This window comes from Acinetobacter sp. 479375 (assembly GCF_000581715.1).
Classification (GTDB): domain Bacteria; phylum Pseudomonadota; class Gammaproteobacteria; order Pseudomonadales; family Moraxellaceae; genus Acinetobacter; species Acinetobacter ursingii.
This window is the reverse complement of the sequence record NZ_JEZN01000005.1, coordinates 44,765-59,226: the sequence shown is the minus strand read 5'-3', so window position 1 is coordinate 59,226 and position 14,462 is coordinate 44,765. Positions and strand designations below refer to the sequence as shown.

The following is a 14,462-nucleotide window of genomic DNA, read 5'->3' as shown; positions in this document are numbered from 1 at the left end:
CTAATCTGGCAATTACTGTCTGGTAAATCAAAACTTTTAAAGTTTGACCCGAATCAGGGTTTGTCCCATTTCTGAATGTATTTCAAATGTTCCGCCTATACGATTGACCCTAACTTGCATACTTTGTAAGCCGACATGTAAACCTTGTTGGACTGTACTTGGGTCAAATCCAACACCATTATCTTCAATTTCAAGGATTAGTTGTTGATACTCCTGAAATAAACTGACTTTAACCAACGTTGCATGGCTATGTTTAATGATATTAGTTAAAGCCTCTTCTACCACGCGAGCAAGCGTCAAGCACTGTAAAGCAGTCGGTTCTTTTAGCCATTGTTCTGCTAACTTCCACTCAGATTCAATTTCAAGTTCCTCAAAAAGTTGTACAAAACGTCGTCGTATCGAGGAAGCCCAAATCACTGGGGTTTCTGGTACTTTTGCGCCAATTGTAGAGCCACTATCAATCACTTGACGTAAGTCATTACGCAATAGTTTTAAAATAGATAAAACATGCTGCTTATCAATCTTGTCTTGTTTATCCACTAAAATCATAGAACGTACCAAAGACCCACCCAAACCATCATGTAGCTCATGAGATAAATTGAGGCGCTCTTGTAGACGCATATTTTCGATTTCAAGTTGATGTTTTTTATCTAAAGAATTTTTTAAATCGGCGCTCACTCGTTCTACGCTTTGTGTCAATGTTTGATTAAATTCTTCAATATGATTAACATTTTGTGCGATCCGCCAAGCCAATATCATAGAAATCGCTAAAGCTGTTAACGGTGCTGCAAAAGGGGTAATATAAGTATGTTCAGTATTTTGGGTCAAAATCAGATAAACGTCATGGATATTGATCCCAATAAAACCAAGTAAAATTAGGGCAAGGAAACGGATATCTGCTTTAGGTGTTTTATAAGCAATCCATTGATAGAAAAAACAACATCCTAAAAATACAATGATCGCAAATAAAAATAAGCTAAACAAAACGAGTCCTAAATACGCAGGTGAAACGATAAATAAAATGATGACGCTGATTAAGCCTATCAGCCATAATATTTTTTCAGTCTTGTTATATTTTTTTCCAGCAAATCGCCATGTGTAAATCGTAAAAGAAATTACATAGCCCACCAGAAACAACATATTAATTCTGGCAAGTTGCAAAGTATGAAAAAATGGATAAGTCTCCGTTGTTAAAATATTGCTGATAAAAAGTCCCCATAATAACGACGCCAAAGCAAACCAACCAAAAGTTGAATCTTTTCTGCGTAACAACCACACTAGAAAAGCAATCGCTCCAAGTGTTAGGGAAATGATTAAATTAATGAAATACAGTGTGCGATGTTCAAATACATATTTTGAATTTTGTTCAATAATGGCATGCGGCGTGCCAATATAAACGTTGCCTAAACCTGGACTTTGCGTAGCCACTCCTATCACCCGAATGAGGATTTCGTTTTGACCTTGTTTTAGCTCAGAATTAGGTAATACCCAGTAACGTGGCATATTCCAACTACGACTTAAAGGTTCGGTCAGATTTTTATCGCGCCAAATCAATTGTTGATTTAAATAGACTTCTCCTGCCATATTGAGGCTGTCAATATTTAAGGCAAGTGGTTCAGTTTGAGAAGTTTGACAGGCTTTTGACCATAAAATGCGATACCAGACGATACCAGAATAATTTTTCCAGCGATTTTCCCAAAAATCAGGTAATTTTACATTTTGCCAATTTTTTAGTTGATTGATATTTTTAGTTTGGATGTGGGGTGAAGTTTGAATCGCTTGAATTGTGCTAATTTTTACCTGACAGTTATGATCTTTGGGAATCAACACCAATTCATCAAGGGAAGAGGCGGCATAAAGCGGTGAATGGCTACTAACTAAAATCAATACAAAGCAAATAAAAAACAATCTTAATCGAGTAAACCAAGTGATCTTGCAGTATCGACTGCTTTGATGCGTGTACATACTGCAAGTTTCCGATAAATGTGCTTGATATGAGACTCAACGGTATAACGTGACAAATTGATCTGGCTGGCAATTTCTTTATTACTTAAACCTTGGGCAACCAATAATAATATTTCATGTTCACGTTTGGAAAGTAAAGCGTCATCTATCTCATTTTCAATATTTTTTTTCTCAGCTTGCTCATGAGATAAAGGAAGTTGTTTTAAAATTTGACGAGCGATAAAAGGATCGATAGGCGCTCCTCCGCGCAAAATACTGCGGATAGATAATGCGATTTCAATATCATCGCGTTCTTTTAGAACATAACCCGTTGCTCCAGCCATTAGGGCATTCAAAATAGCATCCTCAGTGCTCCATGCAGAGATCACTAAAATCGCAATGGTGGGATCATATATTTTTAGTTGTTTGATAAACTCTATACCATTTCCATCAGGTAAACCCAAATCAACCAGAGCCAAAGATGCAGAATGTTCTTTTAGTCGCTCATGAGCCTGAGCGAGCGTTTGGGCAAAAATAAGATTTTCTGGTAAGTAGCCAATCCCTAATAATATTTCTTTTAGTCGTTTTTGTATCAGTGGTTCATCCTCAACCACAATCACAGGAACAGGTAAAACTAAGTCTGGGTCCAGCATTACATTACTCAAAAGCTTCATATCTTCCCCTAATTTGCCGTTATTTTTTTAGTTTTTATATCCCTGAGATTGGGGATTTTTCGATGAGTAACCAAAATATCACTAATTTCAGGGATATCTCAAAAACTTATACTGACCAATACATGACATCAACTTTAAATACAGTCAGTGGTAACGGCAGTTATGTGGTTGGGAATGATAATACTGTCAAAGGAGATAATACCTTTGTGTTAGGCAATAACGTGACTACTGAGGCTAAAAATGCAGTGGTGTTGGGTAACGGCTCAACTTCAGATCGAGATAATACGGTTTCCGTTGGTTCAAGCACAAATCAGCGACAGGTTACTCATGTGGCAGCAGGTACGGCAGACACAGATGCTGTTAATGTTGCGCAAATGAACAAATCAAGTTCAGAAACCCTTTCAAGCGCAAACAGCTATACAGATACTCGTTTTGCAGGTTTGGAAAGTACATTTAAAGATTATAGCTTGCAAACAGAACGCCGTTTTCAGGAGGTTGATAAACGTTTTGACCGTCAGGGGGCGATGAGTGCGGCGATGATGAATATGGCAACCAGTACAGCTGGATTACGTGGGCAGAACCGCATTGGGGTTGGTGCTGGTTTGCAAGGTGCGGAACAAGCTGTTGCAGTAGGCTATCAACGTATGATTAATGAAAATACCAGTTTGAGTATCAGCGGAGCACTCAGTAAAGAGGAAAGTTCGGGCGGTGTCGGTGTTGGTTTTAGTTGGTAAAGCAATGTTTTAAGCAGTATGAAAAACCAGTCTACAGTGACTGGTTTTTATTTAATATTAAATCGTCAAAAAATTGAAAATCTCGTAAAAATCACCAATTTCAGGGATGTTTCTAACTAAAAAAGCACTATACATTGAATTTAAGTTTTAACGTTAGTTAGAACTTAAATCTTTGTAACGCTAGAGGGAGAAATGTCACTTTATAATTATGATAACATTCTAATAACAGCATTATTTTAGACCAGTCTATTCCGCCAATATGACTGGTTTTCCTTTTTATTTTAGTAAATTTTAGAAAGTTCATTTTTTCGTCATACACTTGAGTAAACATAAAAGACAACGTTTTTGACTTGAAAAAGTTAGTCTTTTACACAATAGTTTAATGGTATGTATTTTTAGGTTACGACGTTTTTTAAATTTAAAACGTCTAGGGCTTGAAAGTTTGAGTAAAGCGCTTTAAAACAGTGAAGAGAGCTATAACAAGGATTATTTATGAAGTTGTATTATTCACCTGGTGCATGTTCATTGGCTGCACATATTCTTTTGAATGAAATTAATGTTGATTTTGATCTGGAAAAGGTTGATTTAAAGACACATAAAACAGAAAAAGGCGCTGACTATTACGAGATCAATCCAAAAGGTTATGTGCCCGCACTTGAAATTACGCCAGGATTGGTTCTCACTGAAAACGTTGCCGTGCTTCCTTTTATTGCGCAGCATGACCCAGCTCAGAATTTGATTCCACCATCAGGTCTAGGTCGTGCCAAAGTTTTGGAATGGTTAGGATACCTAAACTCAGAATTGCATGATGCTTATGCAGTATTCTTTGGTGGCGCCTTAGATGTTGAAGCAAAAGAAAAAGCTTATGCTGAAGTTGACCGATTACTGACTTATATCGATAAAGCCATCGCTGAGTCAGACCATGAATATTTAGTAGATGATGGCTTTGGGCCAGCCGATGCTTATTTATTCGTGCTTACAAATTGGTCAAATAGCATTGAACACGATTTAAGCCCTTATACCAATATTGTTGCTTTACGCAATAAAGTGGCCGAACGTCAATCAGTCAGTATTGCGATGCGTGATGAAGGTTTAATTGCTTAACTCTCTGATCGCATTTAACAAAAAGGCCTCAATGTGATTGAGGCTTTTTTTTATTGAAATTCAGGTGGTTCTTTGAAATTTATTTGTTCTAACTTCAAATCATAATGCTGTTTTAAAGTGCGCCATTTAGTTTTTATTGGTTGCTGAACATCTTCAAACTCATTTTCACCTGATATTTCTTTTATTTTTCCTGTAGAGAAGTTAATACTGAGCGAGTTTTGTTCACCAGAAGCCCGATGGAAACTCATTTGGTCAAAACCGATTAATTTAAACGCGCGATCTTGGTATCGAAAGCTAAAAGTATTGTGGGTGACATACCATGAACCACAGCTTAACCAGTAATGTAAATTTATTTTTAAAATACCTTTTGAAATGGTTATTCCACCATCTTCCAATGGATCGGCAAGACAAGGAGAGTCTGCATCATTCTCACTTGGCAATTGTTGATTCTTACTGATCAACTGATAGCCTTGTGTTGTTTTAAATAAAACTAATAAGGCCCTAGGATTAATGTTAAGTTCAGGGCTTCCTAAGCTATCATTGCTCAGAATATTTTTTGGATTATTTTCTTCAATGACCAGAACAATGTCCTCTAGACCATCACGATTTAAATCTCCTTTGACTGTTTCAAGTATTTTCCAGTTTTTAGGAATAAATTGTTGATATTGTGTTGGATTAGGATTGGCAAGAGCGCTGGTGGTAAAACTGAAACAACCCAAACTAAAAATAGCAAATATAGCTTTAAGCATATGAAAATACTCTTGTTGTTTATTCTTTAAATAAAAAAGGATTCCGAAGAATCCTCTTAAAATACGTCTTATAGAAATATAGGCCTTATTTAAAGAAATAGCCAGTTTCAGGAGAGCTGGCATTGGCCATGCGTTTACGTGGCATACGTCCAGCTAGATAAGCTTCGCGACCTGCTTCAACTGCTTTTTTCATGGCTGAGGCCATCAATATTGGATGTTGTGCAGCGGCAATAGCGGTATTCATAAGTACACCATCACAGCCCAACTCCATCGCAATGGCAGCATCACTTGCAGTTCCTACACCTGCGTCAACCAAAACGGGTACTTTGGCATTTTCTTTAATGATCGAAATGGTATGTGGGTTTAAAATCCCTAAGCCTGAACCAATCAAACTGCCTAAAGGCATAATCGCAACACAGCCCATACTTTCAAGTTCTTGTGCGACAATTGGATCATCAGAGGTATACACCATGATCTCAAAACCATCATCAATCAGCGTTTGAGCAGCTTTAAGTGTCGCCGTAATATTTGGATATAAGGTTTTTTCTTCACCCAAAACTTCAAGTTTGACCAGATTGTGACCATCGAGTAATTCACGTGCCAACATGCAGGTACGCACAGCACTCTCTGCATCGAAACAACCCGCAGTGTTGGGTAAAATGGTATATTTTTCAGGTGGAATGACGGAGAGTAAATTTGGCTGATCAGGATGTTGTCCAATATTTACCCGACGAATTGCTACCGTCACGATCTCAGCGCCACTGGCTTGGATCGCTAAATCAGTTTCATTGAGGTCTTTATACTTGCCTGTGCCTACGAGTAGGCGAGATTGAAATGTACGTGAACCGATGATTAAAGGTGAATCTTGCATGGCTTGCTCCGTTTAGCCGCCGCCAACAGCGTGAATAATTTCGATACGATCATGATCTGAAAGGGGAGATTGTTCCAGTTTACTTTTTGGAACGATTTGCTCGTTTTGTTCAACTGCAAATCGTTTACCTTCAAGTGCCAGTTCCTGAACCAGTTGCAATAAGTTATGGCAAGCGGTTTGTGTCAGCTCACCATTCAAATAAATTTGCATGTGTTTTTCCATTATTTCGCGTATTTTAGGGCATTCCACGCAAGAACTAACCAACCTAAAATCATAAATACTCCGCCAAGTGGAGTAATTAAACCGAGTCCACGCGGTAAGCCCAATGCCATGATATATAAAGAACCACAGAATAATAAAATACCGATTTGAATCAGAATAAAGGAGGCTTTAATTGAAAATTGAGGACTCGTTTTAGACAAAATACCTAGCGCAAGTAAACCTAATGCATGATAGAAAAAATATTGTGTTGCTGTTCCCCACCAGCCCAGTTGTTCTGGTGTAGCAAAAGCCTTGAGGCCGTGAGCGCCGAAGGCCCCCAATATAACAGCCAAAGCAAGATTAACAGCTGCGATTGCGATCCACATAAGCTGAAATACTTAAAAAAGACCTAAACACCTTAGCATAAATCCTATGCGCTAAAAATACTTAAGACCAATAAAAAGAGGCAGATGCCTCTTTTTAAATCTGGAAAAATCTAACTTGCAGACATGGCGACTTTGATTTTTTCCATCGCATTTTTTTCAAGCTGACGAATACGCTCTGCGGAAACATTGTATTCAGCCGCAAGCTCATGCAAGGTCGATTTGTCATCGTCCAGCCAACGACGCTGTAAAATATTACGTGAACGATCATCAAGCTGATTCATGGCTTCATATAAAGCAGAGCTACTTTGTTCTTCGTAGTCTTCATTTTCCACTAAACGAGCAGGGTCGTAACGGTTGTCTTCCAAATATAGTGCAGGTGCGACATGAGTTGAATCATCGTCATCATCACCTTGTGCTTCAAATGCAGCATCATAAGCCGTTAAACGACCTTCCATTTCTAGCACTTGCTCAGGAGTGACATTTAAGTCAACGGCAATCGCTTTAGCTTCTTCAAGTGTTAATTTTTTGCTCGACTTTTTCAGACTACGCAAATTAAAAAATAATTTACGCTGTGCTTTCGTTGTGGCAATTTTAACAATACGCCAGTTACGAATCACATATTCGTGAATTTCAGCTTTGATCCAGTGAACGGCAAATGAAACCAAACGCACACCCATATTCGGGTCAAAACGCTTAACCGCTTTCATCAGGCCGAGATTGCCTTCTTGAATCAGGTCACCCTGCGGTAAACCATAACCCGCATAGCTGCGCGCGATGTGGACGACAAATCGCAAATGCGACATCACCAACATTTTCGCCGCATCCAGATCCTGATCATAATAATAACGCTCAGCCAGTTCTTTTTCTTGCTCAGCGGTCAAAATTGGAATTTGATTAACAGTGCTGATGTAAGCACCGAGATTTACACCGGGCGCAGATAAGGACAGGGGCATCAATTGATTGCTGCTGTCACTCATGAGTTCTCCTTATAGGATGATGGTATAACCAATGATTTCATCTTAATGCGAAGCAAGTTCATAATTAAGGAAAATTGGGTAGAGAAATGTAAAATTTTATACACGAGTTAATCTAAATATCAAAACGATATATTTAGGATTCAATCAAATAATGAAATTCTTGCTCAGATACTCTAATGAGCTCACAACTAAGCTGATGTAGTTCGCAATAACGTAATACATCAATTTCACTATGGGGGTCAGAAGATTTCAAAAGCAAAACCTGATGATCTGCCTTTTTTAAATGACGTTTAAGCATCAGCAGCGGCATTGGGCATGGCTGACCAATTGCATTAATTTCAGTAGCGGGAACGGGGTTTGAATCACTCATCCGTAAAAATATTTAGCGACATTTATGAATAATAATTTTATCAAATATTTGCACAAATGTGTAAAAAGTCGTGCGCTATAGCTAGCATAGATTTTATCAATGGTAAAAATTTTGTGGGAGAGTTTAAAAAATAATCAACAATTAATATAGAATTATCTAAAAAATTTCTATTAATTGTCATAAACCCGTGTTAAGCTCGAAGCGTTTTAGGATTAACCAGTATAAACAAATCATTGTTTTACTAAACCTATAACAAATGGATGTAACCGGAAATTGTTGATAGTTTTACAGAATGATTACAAGCTTTGAAATAATAACGAATTTTAAACTTGTTTGCTCTGCTGTTTGCAACACCGGAAGGTCCTTTATTTTCACTTCTGAGGATTGACTTATGACAGCTCGCGAACAAGGCGTTGTTAAATGGTTTAACGACACTAAGGGTTTTGGCTTCATTCAACGTAATGGCGGCGATGACGTATTTGTACATTTTCGTGCAATTATGGGTGACGGACATCGTTCGTTACGTGATGGCCAACGCGTTGAGTTTAGCGTTGTGCAAGGACAAAAAGGTTTTCAGGCTGAGAATGTACAGCCTTTAGACTAATCAACATGTTGTCATGTTGAATAACGCCTCAATTTTTTAATTGGGGCGTTTTTGTTTTATACTATCGCTCTCATCAGAGTGATTAACAGTTAGAGCACGAGTATATGGTATCTGGTTTTGAAACCTTGAATCTACATCCGCAACTTAAAAAAGCGATTGATGCATTAGGGTTTAAGCAAATGACCCCAATTCAGCAAAAGGTTTTAACATATACACTGGCAGGGCACGATGCTATTGGTCGCGCGCAGACAGGAACGGGTAAAACGGCAGCATTTTTGGTCAGTATCATCAATGATTTGCTCAATAATCCGATTCAGGAACAACGCTACCGTGGTGAGCCTCGCGCTTTGATTCTTGCGCCGACTCGTGAACTGGCATTACAAATTGAAAGTGATGCTAAAGAACTGACCAAATTTACAGATTTAAAATTACTCACCTTGGTTGGCGGTGTGGATTTCGACAAGCAAAAGAAACCATTGAATGCGAATTTTCTGGATATTCTGGTCGCGACACCTGGTCGTTTGATAGATTTTATTGAACAAAAAGAAATCTGGCTTGATCAAATCGAATTTTTGGTGATTGATGAAGCAGACCGTTTACTGGATATGGGTTTTATTCCTTCGGTAAAACGTATTGTGCGTTATTCGCCGCGTAAAGAGGAACGTCAGACTTTAATGTTTTCGGCTACCTTTAGCTATGATGTCCTGAATCTGGCACGTCAATGGTTATTTGAACCCGTGACTGTTGAAATTGAACCTGAACAAAAAACCAATAATGACGTTGAACAACGCGTTTATGTGGTGGAGAAAAAAGATAAATATCGTTTGCTCCAAGATATTTTACGTGATGAACCCATCGATAAAGTCATGATTTTTGCCAATCGTCGAGATCAGGTGCGCCGTTTATATGATCATCTAAAAAAAGATGGCTATCGGGTGGGCATGTTGTCGGGCGAAATTGCGCAGGACAAACGCTTGAAAATGCTTGAGCAATTTAAGCAGGGTAAAAATAACATCATGATTGCAACGGATGTCGCAGGACGTGGTATTCATGTCGATGGTGTATCGCATGTGGTGAATTTTACTTTACCTGAGCAGTCTGATGATTATGTGCATCGTATCGGTCGAACAGGGCGAGCGGGTTCACAAGGCGTTAGTATCAGTTTTCTTTCTGAAGATGATGCGTTTTATTTGCCAGAAATTGAAAAAGCCATTGGTAAAAAGTTACCTTTAACTCGGTTGGAAGGTTATTGCTAGTTAATATTGCCTGAATGTGTTTTTATAAAAAATGCGCTCAATATTTTTTAGAGCGCATTTTTTTGTAGATGAAAAACGAGCTGCTCGTTAAAGTTAGCTCGCCTTACAATAAAAGGTAAGCGTGGTTTGGTAATCATCATCTTTAGCTAAAGACGCATTTTTCCCTGAAATAGAGCCGATAACACTGGCTGCTGCTTCAACCATTTTTCCAGTGTCTTCATCCACTACACCTTTGAGTACGCCGTTATAGTTGGTTTTCTCATCGACGACGATGGCTGTACTGCGTTTGCAGGTTTTATTAGCAGCATCAACCGCATTGTTTTTTGCAATTAAGTTTGTTTTTCCAACACCTGTCACTTCAAACTGATTATTTTCTTTTTGAATTGCTGCTGTGGAAGTCGGATTAGATGCACAAGCGGTCAGTAAAAGGGCTGACACAGTCAGTATGCTGGCGGTCATTTGTGTTTTCATAAACCAGTCCTTCTGAAATATTAAAAATGAACCATTTTAGTTGAACATAAAATTTTCTATTTATTTTGAGTATGTTGTATAGATTTTGATGGTTTTGTGCAGTATAGATGTCAAATTGGTGAAAACTGAATAAATGCCCAGATTGACATGGCAGAAATAAAAAAGAATATGCTAATCTAGTTTTGTTTTCTCTATTAGATCAATGTTCATGACGGATTTAGACGTAAATACGGTTCATCAAAATATTCATCAGCGTCAATCAATTGGGCATCTTGTTGAGCCTGCTCCTTCTTCGCAACAATTACAAAAAGCGTTCGAAGCTGCTCTGACTGCGCCAGATCACCATCGCCTCAAACCTACTCGATTCATTGTCATTCAACCCGAGCAACGTGCGAATTTTGGAGAAAGTTTATCTCAGGCGTTGGCGGATTTGGGTGAAACTGATCCAGTTCAGCTTGATCGAGTTAAGCAACATCCTTTTCGCGCACCTTTGTTGGTCATTGCAGTTACTCAATTTCAGGATCATCCCAAAGCTCCATTGTTTGAACAGACCTTGAGTTCAGGTGCTGCGATTCAAAATTTTCTGCTGTCGTTACAAGTACAGGGTTTTGCGAGCATGTGGCGTTCGGGCGCAGTGGTAGAGTCGACGTGGTTAAAGCATCATTTAGGATTGGCTGATCGTGATTTGATCTCTGGCATTATTTACATTGGTACTGCTGCAAAAGCAATTGCGCCACGTGCAGAGATGGTTATAAGCGATTTCGTCACGAATTGGCAGTCTTAAAAATATATGGGTGTTGTAGGAATAAAAAACGTATGACGGAATTAAATTTTTCAGACTTGGTTAAGCCAGTTGAAGTGGATAAAAAAACAGCGCTCAGAATTACCGTATTAGGTGGTGGTAGTTTTGGTACTGCAATGGCAAATCTCGCTGTGCGCAATGGTTGCGATACTATGATCTGGATTCGTGATCAGGATGCCGCAGATGATATTAATCGCAGTCATATCAATAAGCGTTATTTACCAGATTTTAATTTAGAAACGGGTTTACGTGCAGTCTGTGATATCGAAGAGGCTGTTTGTGATCGTGATATTATTTTGGTTGCGATACCAAGCCATTCTTTTCGTAATGTGCTTAAACAAATTTCACCTTTTATTACTTCACAGGCGGTTGTTTCGCTGACCAAGGGAATTGAAGCCGATACATTCAGCTTTATGAGCGATATTATTCGGGAAGAATTACCAGAAGTTCCCTACGGTGTACTTTCTGGGCCAAATCTTGCCAAAGAAATTATGGCGGGTATGCCTTCAGGCACAGTGATTGCCAGTCACTCTGAACTGGTACGTTATGCCGTACAGCATGCTTTACATAGTGCTTTATTTCGTGTTTTTGGTAGCGATGATGTGCATGGCGTAGAACTGGGGGGTGCACTAAAAAATATTTATGCAGTCGCGATGGGAATGGCGGTAGCTTATAATATTGGTGAAAACACCAAGAGTATGATCATCACACGTGCTTTGGCAGAAATGAGCCGTTTTGCTGTAGAATTGGGTGCAAATCCTCTGACATTTTTGGGTTTGTCGGGCGTAGGTGATCTGTTTGCGACTTGTAATAGTCCACTCAGTCGTAATTATCAAATTGGTTATGCTTTAGGTTCTGGTAAAACGCTGGAGCAAGCGACTAAAGAACTTGGACAAACGGCGGAAGGCATCAATACCATTGTGCAGGTGCGTAAGCGTGCTCAAGAGCTTGATGTATATATGCCAATTACCAATGCGTTGTATGAAGTGATCTTTGAGAATGCCCCAGCTTTAAATATTGCACTTGCGCTTATGAAGAATGGGCATCGTAGTGATGTCGAGTTTGTACTGCCGCATCATGAAGTGTAATAGCCTGTTTATAAAAACTGTCATAAAGACTTGTTATCATAAAGAAAGATTAAAAAGGAATGGTTATGCAACTGACTTTAGTTCGTCATGGAGAGGCAGCGCCTCCTGTAGATGGTAATGATACCAAGCGACCATTGACTGCATTGGGTCATGCTCAGGCTGAACAAACGGCACAATATCTTAACGGGATCATAAGCCCCGAAGTTTTTGTCGTGAGCCCTTTACTGCGCGCGCAAGAAACGCTTGGTCATATTCAGGCATATTTTCCTGAAGTTCCTGTTTTACTTTGTGATAAGATCAAACCTGATGATGATGCAGAAGATGCGATAGACTGGCTATCCCAACTTCCATTTGAATCTGTTGTTGTGGTGTGTCATATGAATGTTGTGGGGCATATTGCTGAACAGCTTACACATGAGAACTTTAATCCCTTTGCTTTGGCTGAAGCACGTATTTATCGCCAAAGTGTGATTGCCAATGGATTGTCAACACAAGAACATAGTTTTATACCTACGCTATAATGAAAACACGGTACTTATAATTTATGCTGTATTTATGGATGCCTGAAGCCAATGGGGCTTGGTTTTGGTCAACAGGTGAAAATTGGTTACAGGCTTCCAGCCTTGAGCAGCTGATTCATGATTTGCAACCGCATCAAGGAGAAGAGACCGTTGTTTTCTTTTCCAGTCGTCATATTCAGATTTTGCAACAACAGATCACCAAAGTTCATGTGAAGCAATTGGGGGCAGATGGGATTAAATATCTCATGGAAGAATATGTCACTATGCCGATTGATCACATGCGAGTGGTTCACCATTTTGAATCGCCAGATCAATTAACGATCTTGGCTGTTGCACAAAATTTAGTTGAAACATGGCAGCATGCTTTGAACTTGTTGCCGATTAAACTAGTTGCTTTACTCCCTGATTTTCTGATTGTGCCTGAACCTGAACAGAATAAAGTCAATCTGATCCATTTGCATGGGCAGACTTTGGTGCGTGAAAGTCGCTATAAAGGTATGGTGATTGATGATCTTGGGGTTTATCTTGAATTTCGAGCCGCTGATACTTTTTATCATTATAGTAATCTGGCCGCACAACAACTTGATCTGCTGGCAAATGTTTCTACGGCAGAAACCCGTGAACCTTTTGATTATCAGTTTCAAAAAATTCAAAAATCGAAGCAGCATCCATTCAATGTATTACCCAAAGCCAAAAATGAAAGCAAAGTCTCTGGTTATTGGAAAGCGTGTGTTGCTGTTTTCATCGCAGTATTGATTGTTCAGTTAAGTTACGATGCTTTACGTTGGTACAAATTAAAAAAGCTGGCGAACCAGACAGCGACACAAGCCGTAGATCAATATAAATATTGGTTTGGTGCCAATAGTCGAGTGACTGAGCAAAATATAAAAAGTATGTTTGAAAGCCAGTTGAGGATGAGCCAAAGCGGTGACACGACAGCTTTAAATTTATTAAGTAGAGTCGGACCTATTTTGATGCAGCGCCAAATTGTTGCGCAGCAAATAAGTTATAGCGCTTCGTCTTTGAGCATGTCATTAAAAGCCAATTCTGCCAATGATTTGCAAAATTTAACGCAGCAGCTTAATCAACAAGGGTTTAAAGCAGAACTAGGAAATGTTCAGGCGGATGGTGCAGGCGCAATTGGGATGGTAAAAGTACAATAATGAACACGATAACTCGAATTCAGCAAGGCTTTGATCAAAAAGTCGAACGTATTATTGATGCTTTACAACGCATGTCTGCGCGTGAACGTTATATGGTGATTTTTGCCAGTATATTGGTTGTCGTTACTCTAGTAGGGTTTTCACTTTGGAAAATGCACAGTCTGGCCGATCAGCAACAAAAGCGAGTCAATGAGCTTAAAGATTTAATGGTCTGGATGCAAAGCAATGCAGTGACCATGAAACCTGCCTCGGAAAGCCAATTGAGTTTAGCTGAGAAAGTTCAGCGGGTTTCACAGCAGCAGGGGTTAACTGTGTCATCTCAGCAAATGGGAGATCAATTGCAAATTGTTGCAGAACATCAAAATTATGCGGTTTTAGCAAATTTTATAACGCAGCTTGCACAAATGGGCCTGTCAATTGAAAAAATGGAGATGGTGTCGAGTAATAATCAGATTAAATTAACGGCTATAGTACAATAAGGTCTCAAAATAAAAGGCTTGCAAGCATGGTGTTTTATCTGCGCTATGCCTATAATATGCCTACCTGA

The 14,462-nt window shown here is 39.1% G+C and carries 18 protein-coding genes; 9 read left to right on the top strand and 9 right to left on the bottom strand.

Annotated features, from left to right (window positions below; all coding sequences use genetic code 11):
• Positions 1-36 precede the first annotated feature (36 nt).
• Together J500_RS06065 and J500_RS06060 are read right to left on the bottom strand one after the other, a co-directional pair.
• A complete protein-coding gene (locus J500_RS06065) occupies positions 37-1,965 on the bottom strand; it encodes an ATP-binding protein (protein WP_004998342.1) in 1,929 nt (642 codons plus the stop codon).
• The gene (locus J500_RS06060) at positions 1,911-2,618 is read right to left on the bottom strand and encodes a response regulator (protein ID WP_004998340.1); all 708 of its coding nucleotides are present in this window, start codon (positions 2,616-2,618) and stop codon (positions 1,911-1,913) included. The genes J500_RS06065 and J500_RS06060 overlap by 55 nt, the downstream gene beginning before the upstream one ends.
• Before the next feature lie 122 nt (positions 2,619-2,740).
• Between J500_RS06060 and J500_RS06055 the strand changes: the two genes are divergently transcribed.
• Complete coding sequence (locus J500_RS06055; protein WP_080633177.1) at positions 2,741-3,352, top strand: YadA-like family protein; 612 nt, start codon at positions 2,741-2,743, stop codon at positions 3,350-3,352.
• Positions 3,353-3,844: 492 nt separating this feature from the next.
• Complete coding sequence (locus tag J500_RS06050; RefSeq protein WP_004998337.1) at positions 3,845-4,456, top strand: glutathione binding-like protein; 612 nt, start codon at positions 3,845-3,847, stop codon at positions 4,454-4,456.
• Between the two features lie 50 nt (positions 4,457-4,506).
• Here J500_RS06050 and J500_RS06045 read toward each other — a convergent pair whose 3' ends face one another.
• The 6 genes from J500_RS06045 to J500_RS06020 all read right to left on the bottom strand — a co-directional run bounded on the left by J500_RS06045 (position 4,507) and on the right by J500_RS06020 (position 8,010).
• Complete coding sequence (locus J500_RS06045; protein WP_004998336.1) at positions 4,507-5,205, bottom strand: hypothetical protein; 699 nt, start codon at positions 5,203-5,205, stop codon at positions 4,507-4,509.
• An 85-nt stretch (positions 5,206-5,290) separates the two neighbouring features.
• Positions 5,291-6,076 (bottom strand): thiazole synthase, encoded by a 786-nt coding sequence (locus J500_RS06040; protein ID WP_004998332.1) that lies wholly within the window; start codon positions 6,074-6,076, stop codon positions 5,291-5,293.
• A 12-nt stretch (positions 6,077-6,088) separates the two neighbouring features.
• Complete coding sequence (gene thiS, locus J500_RS06035; RefSeq protein ID WP_004998328.1) at positions 6,089-6,286, bottom strand: sulfur carrier protein ThiS; 198 nt, start codon at positions 6,284-6,286, stop codon at positions 6,089-6,091.
• 11 nt (positions 6,287-6,297) lie between these two features.
• The gene (locus J500_RS06030) at positions 6,298-6,663 is read right to left on the bottom strand and encodes a DUF423 domain-containing protein (RefSeq protein ID WP_004998327.1); all 366 of its coding nucleotides are present in this window, start codon (positions 6,661-6,663) and stop codon (positions 6,298-6,300) included.
• A gap of 110 nt (positions 6,664-6,773) precedes the next feature.
• Positions 6,774-7,640, bottom strand: a complete 867-nt coding sequence (gene rpoH / locus J500_RS06025; protein ID WP_004988265.1) for an RNA polymerase sigma factor RpoH — start codon at positions 7,638-7,640, stop codon at positions 6,774-6,776.
• A gap of 133 nt (positions 7,641-7,773) precedes the next feature.
• The gene (locus J500_RS06020; protein ID WP_004998326.1) at positions 7,774-8,010 is read right to left on the bottom strand and encodes a sulfurtransferase TusA family protein; all 237 of its coding nucleotides are present in this window, start codon (positions 8,008-8,010) and stop codon (positions 7,774-7,776) included.
• Between the two features lie 391 nt (positions 8,011-8,401).
• Between J500_RS06020 and J500_RS06015 the strand changes: the two genes are divergently transcribed.
• Together J500_RS06015 and rhlB are read left to right on the top strand one after the other, a co-directional pair.
• On the top strand, positions 8,402-8,614 hold the full coding sequence (locus J500_RS06015) for a cold-shock protein (protein WP_004653893.1): 213 nt from the start codon (positions 8,402-8,404) through the stop codon (positions 8,612-8,614).
• Between the two features lie 104 nt (positions 8,615-8,718).
• Positions 8,719-9,870, top strand: coding sequence for an ATP-dependent RNA helicase RhlB (gene rhlB / locus J500_RS06010; RefSeq protein ID WP_004988257.1), 1,152 nt, complete (start codon positions 8,719-8,721; stop codon positions 9,868-9,870).
• A 93-nt stretch (positions 9,871-9,963) separates the two neighbouring features.
• On the opposite strand, the gene J500_RS06005 is transcribed toward rhlB, so the two are convergent.
• On the bottom strand, positions 9,964-10,341 hold the full coding sequence (locus tag J500_RS06005) for a hypothetical protein (RefSeq protein ID WP_004988255.1): 378 nt from the start codon (positions 10,339-10,341) through the stop codon (positions 9,964-9,966).
• A 208-nt stretch (positions 10,342-10,549) separates the two neighbouring features.
• Between J500_RS06005 and J500_RS06000 the strand changes: the two genes are divergently transcribed.
• From J500_RS06000 to gspM, 5 genes are all read left to right on the top strand, one after another.
• A complete protein-coding gene (locus J500_RS06000) occupies positions 10,550-11,125 on the top strand; it encodes a nitroreductase (RefSeq protein WP_004998324.1) in 576 nt (191 codons plus the stop codon).
• A gap of 32 nt (positions 11,126-11,157) precedes the next feature.
• Positions 11,158-12,231, top strand: a complete 1,074-nt coding sequence (locus tag J500_RS05995) for an NAD(P)H-dependent glycerol-3-phosphate dehydrogenase (RefSeq protein WP_004998322.1) — start codon at positions 11,158-11,160, stop codon at positions 12,229-12,231.
• 65 nt (positions 12,232-12,296) lie between these two features.
• Positions 12,297-12,752 (top strand): SixA phosphatase family protein, encoded by a 456-nt coding sequence (locus J500_RS05990; RefSeq protein ID WP_004998321.1) that lies wholly within the window; start codon positions 12,297-12,299, stop codon positions 12,750-12,752.
• 23 nt (positions 12,753-12,775) lie between these two features.
• Positions 12,776-13,915 (top strand): type II secretion system protein GspL, encoded by a 1,140-nt coding sequence (gspL, locus tag J500_RS05985; protein WP_004998319.1) that lies wholly within the window; start codon positions 12,776-12,778, stop codon positions 13,913-13,915.
• Positions 13,915-14,394 (top strand): type II secretion system protein GspM, encoded by a 480-nt coding sequence (gene gspM, locus J500_RS05980; RefSeq protein ID WP_004998317.1) that lies wholly within the window; start codon positions 13,915-13,917, stop codon positions 14,392-14,394. Before gspL ends, gspM begins: the two co-directional genes overlap by 1 nt.
• The last annotated feature ends 68 nt before the right edge of the window (positions 14,395-14,462 follow it).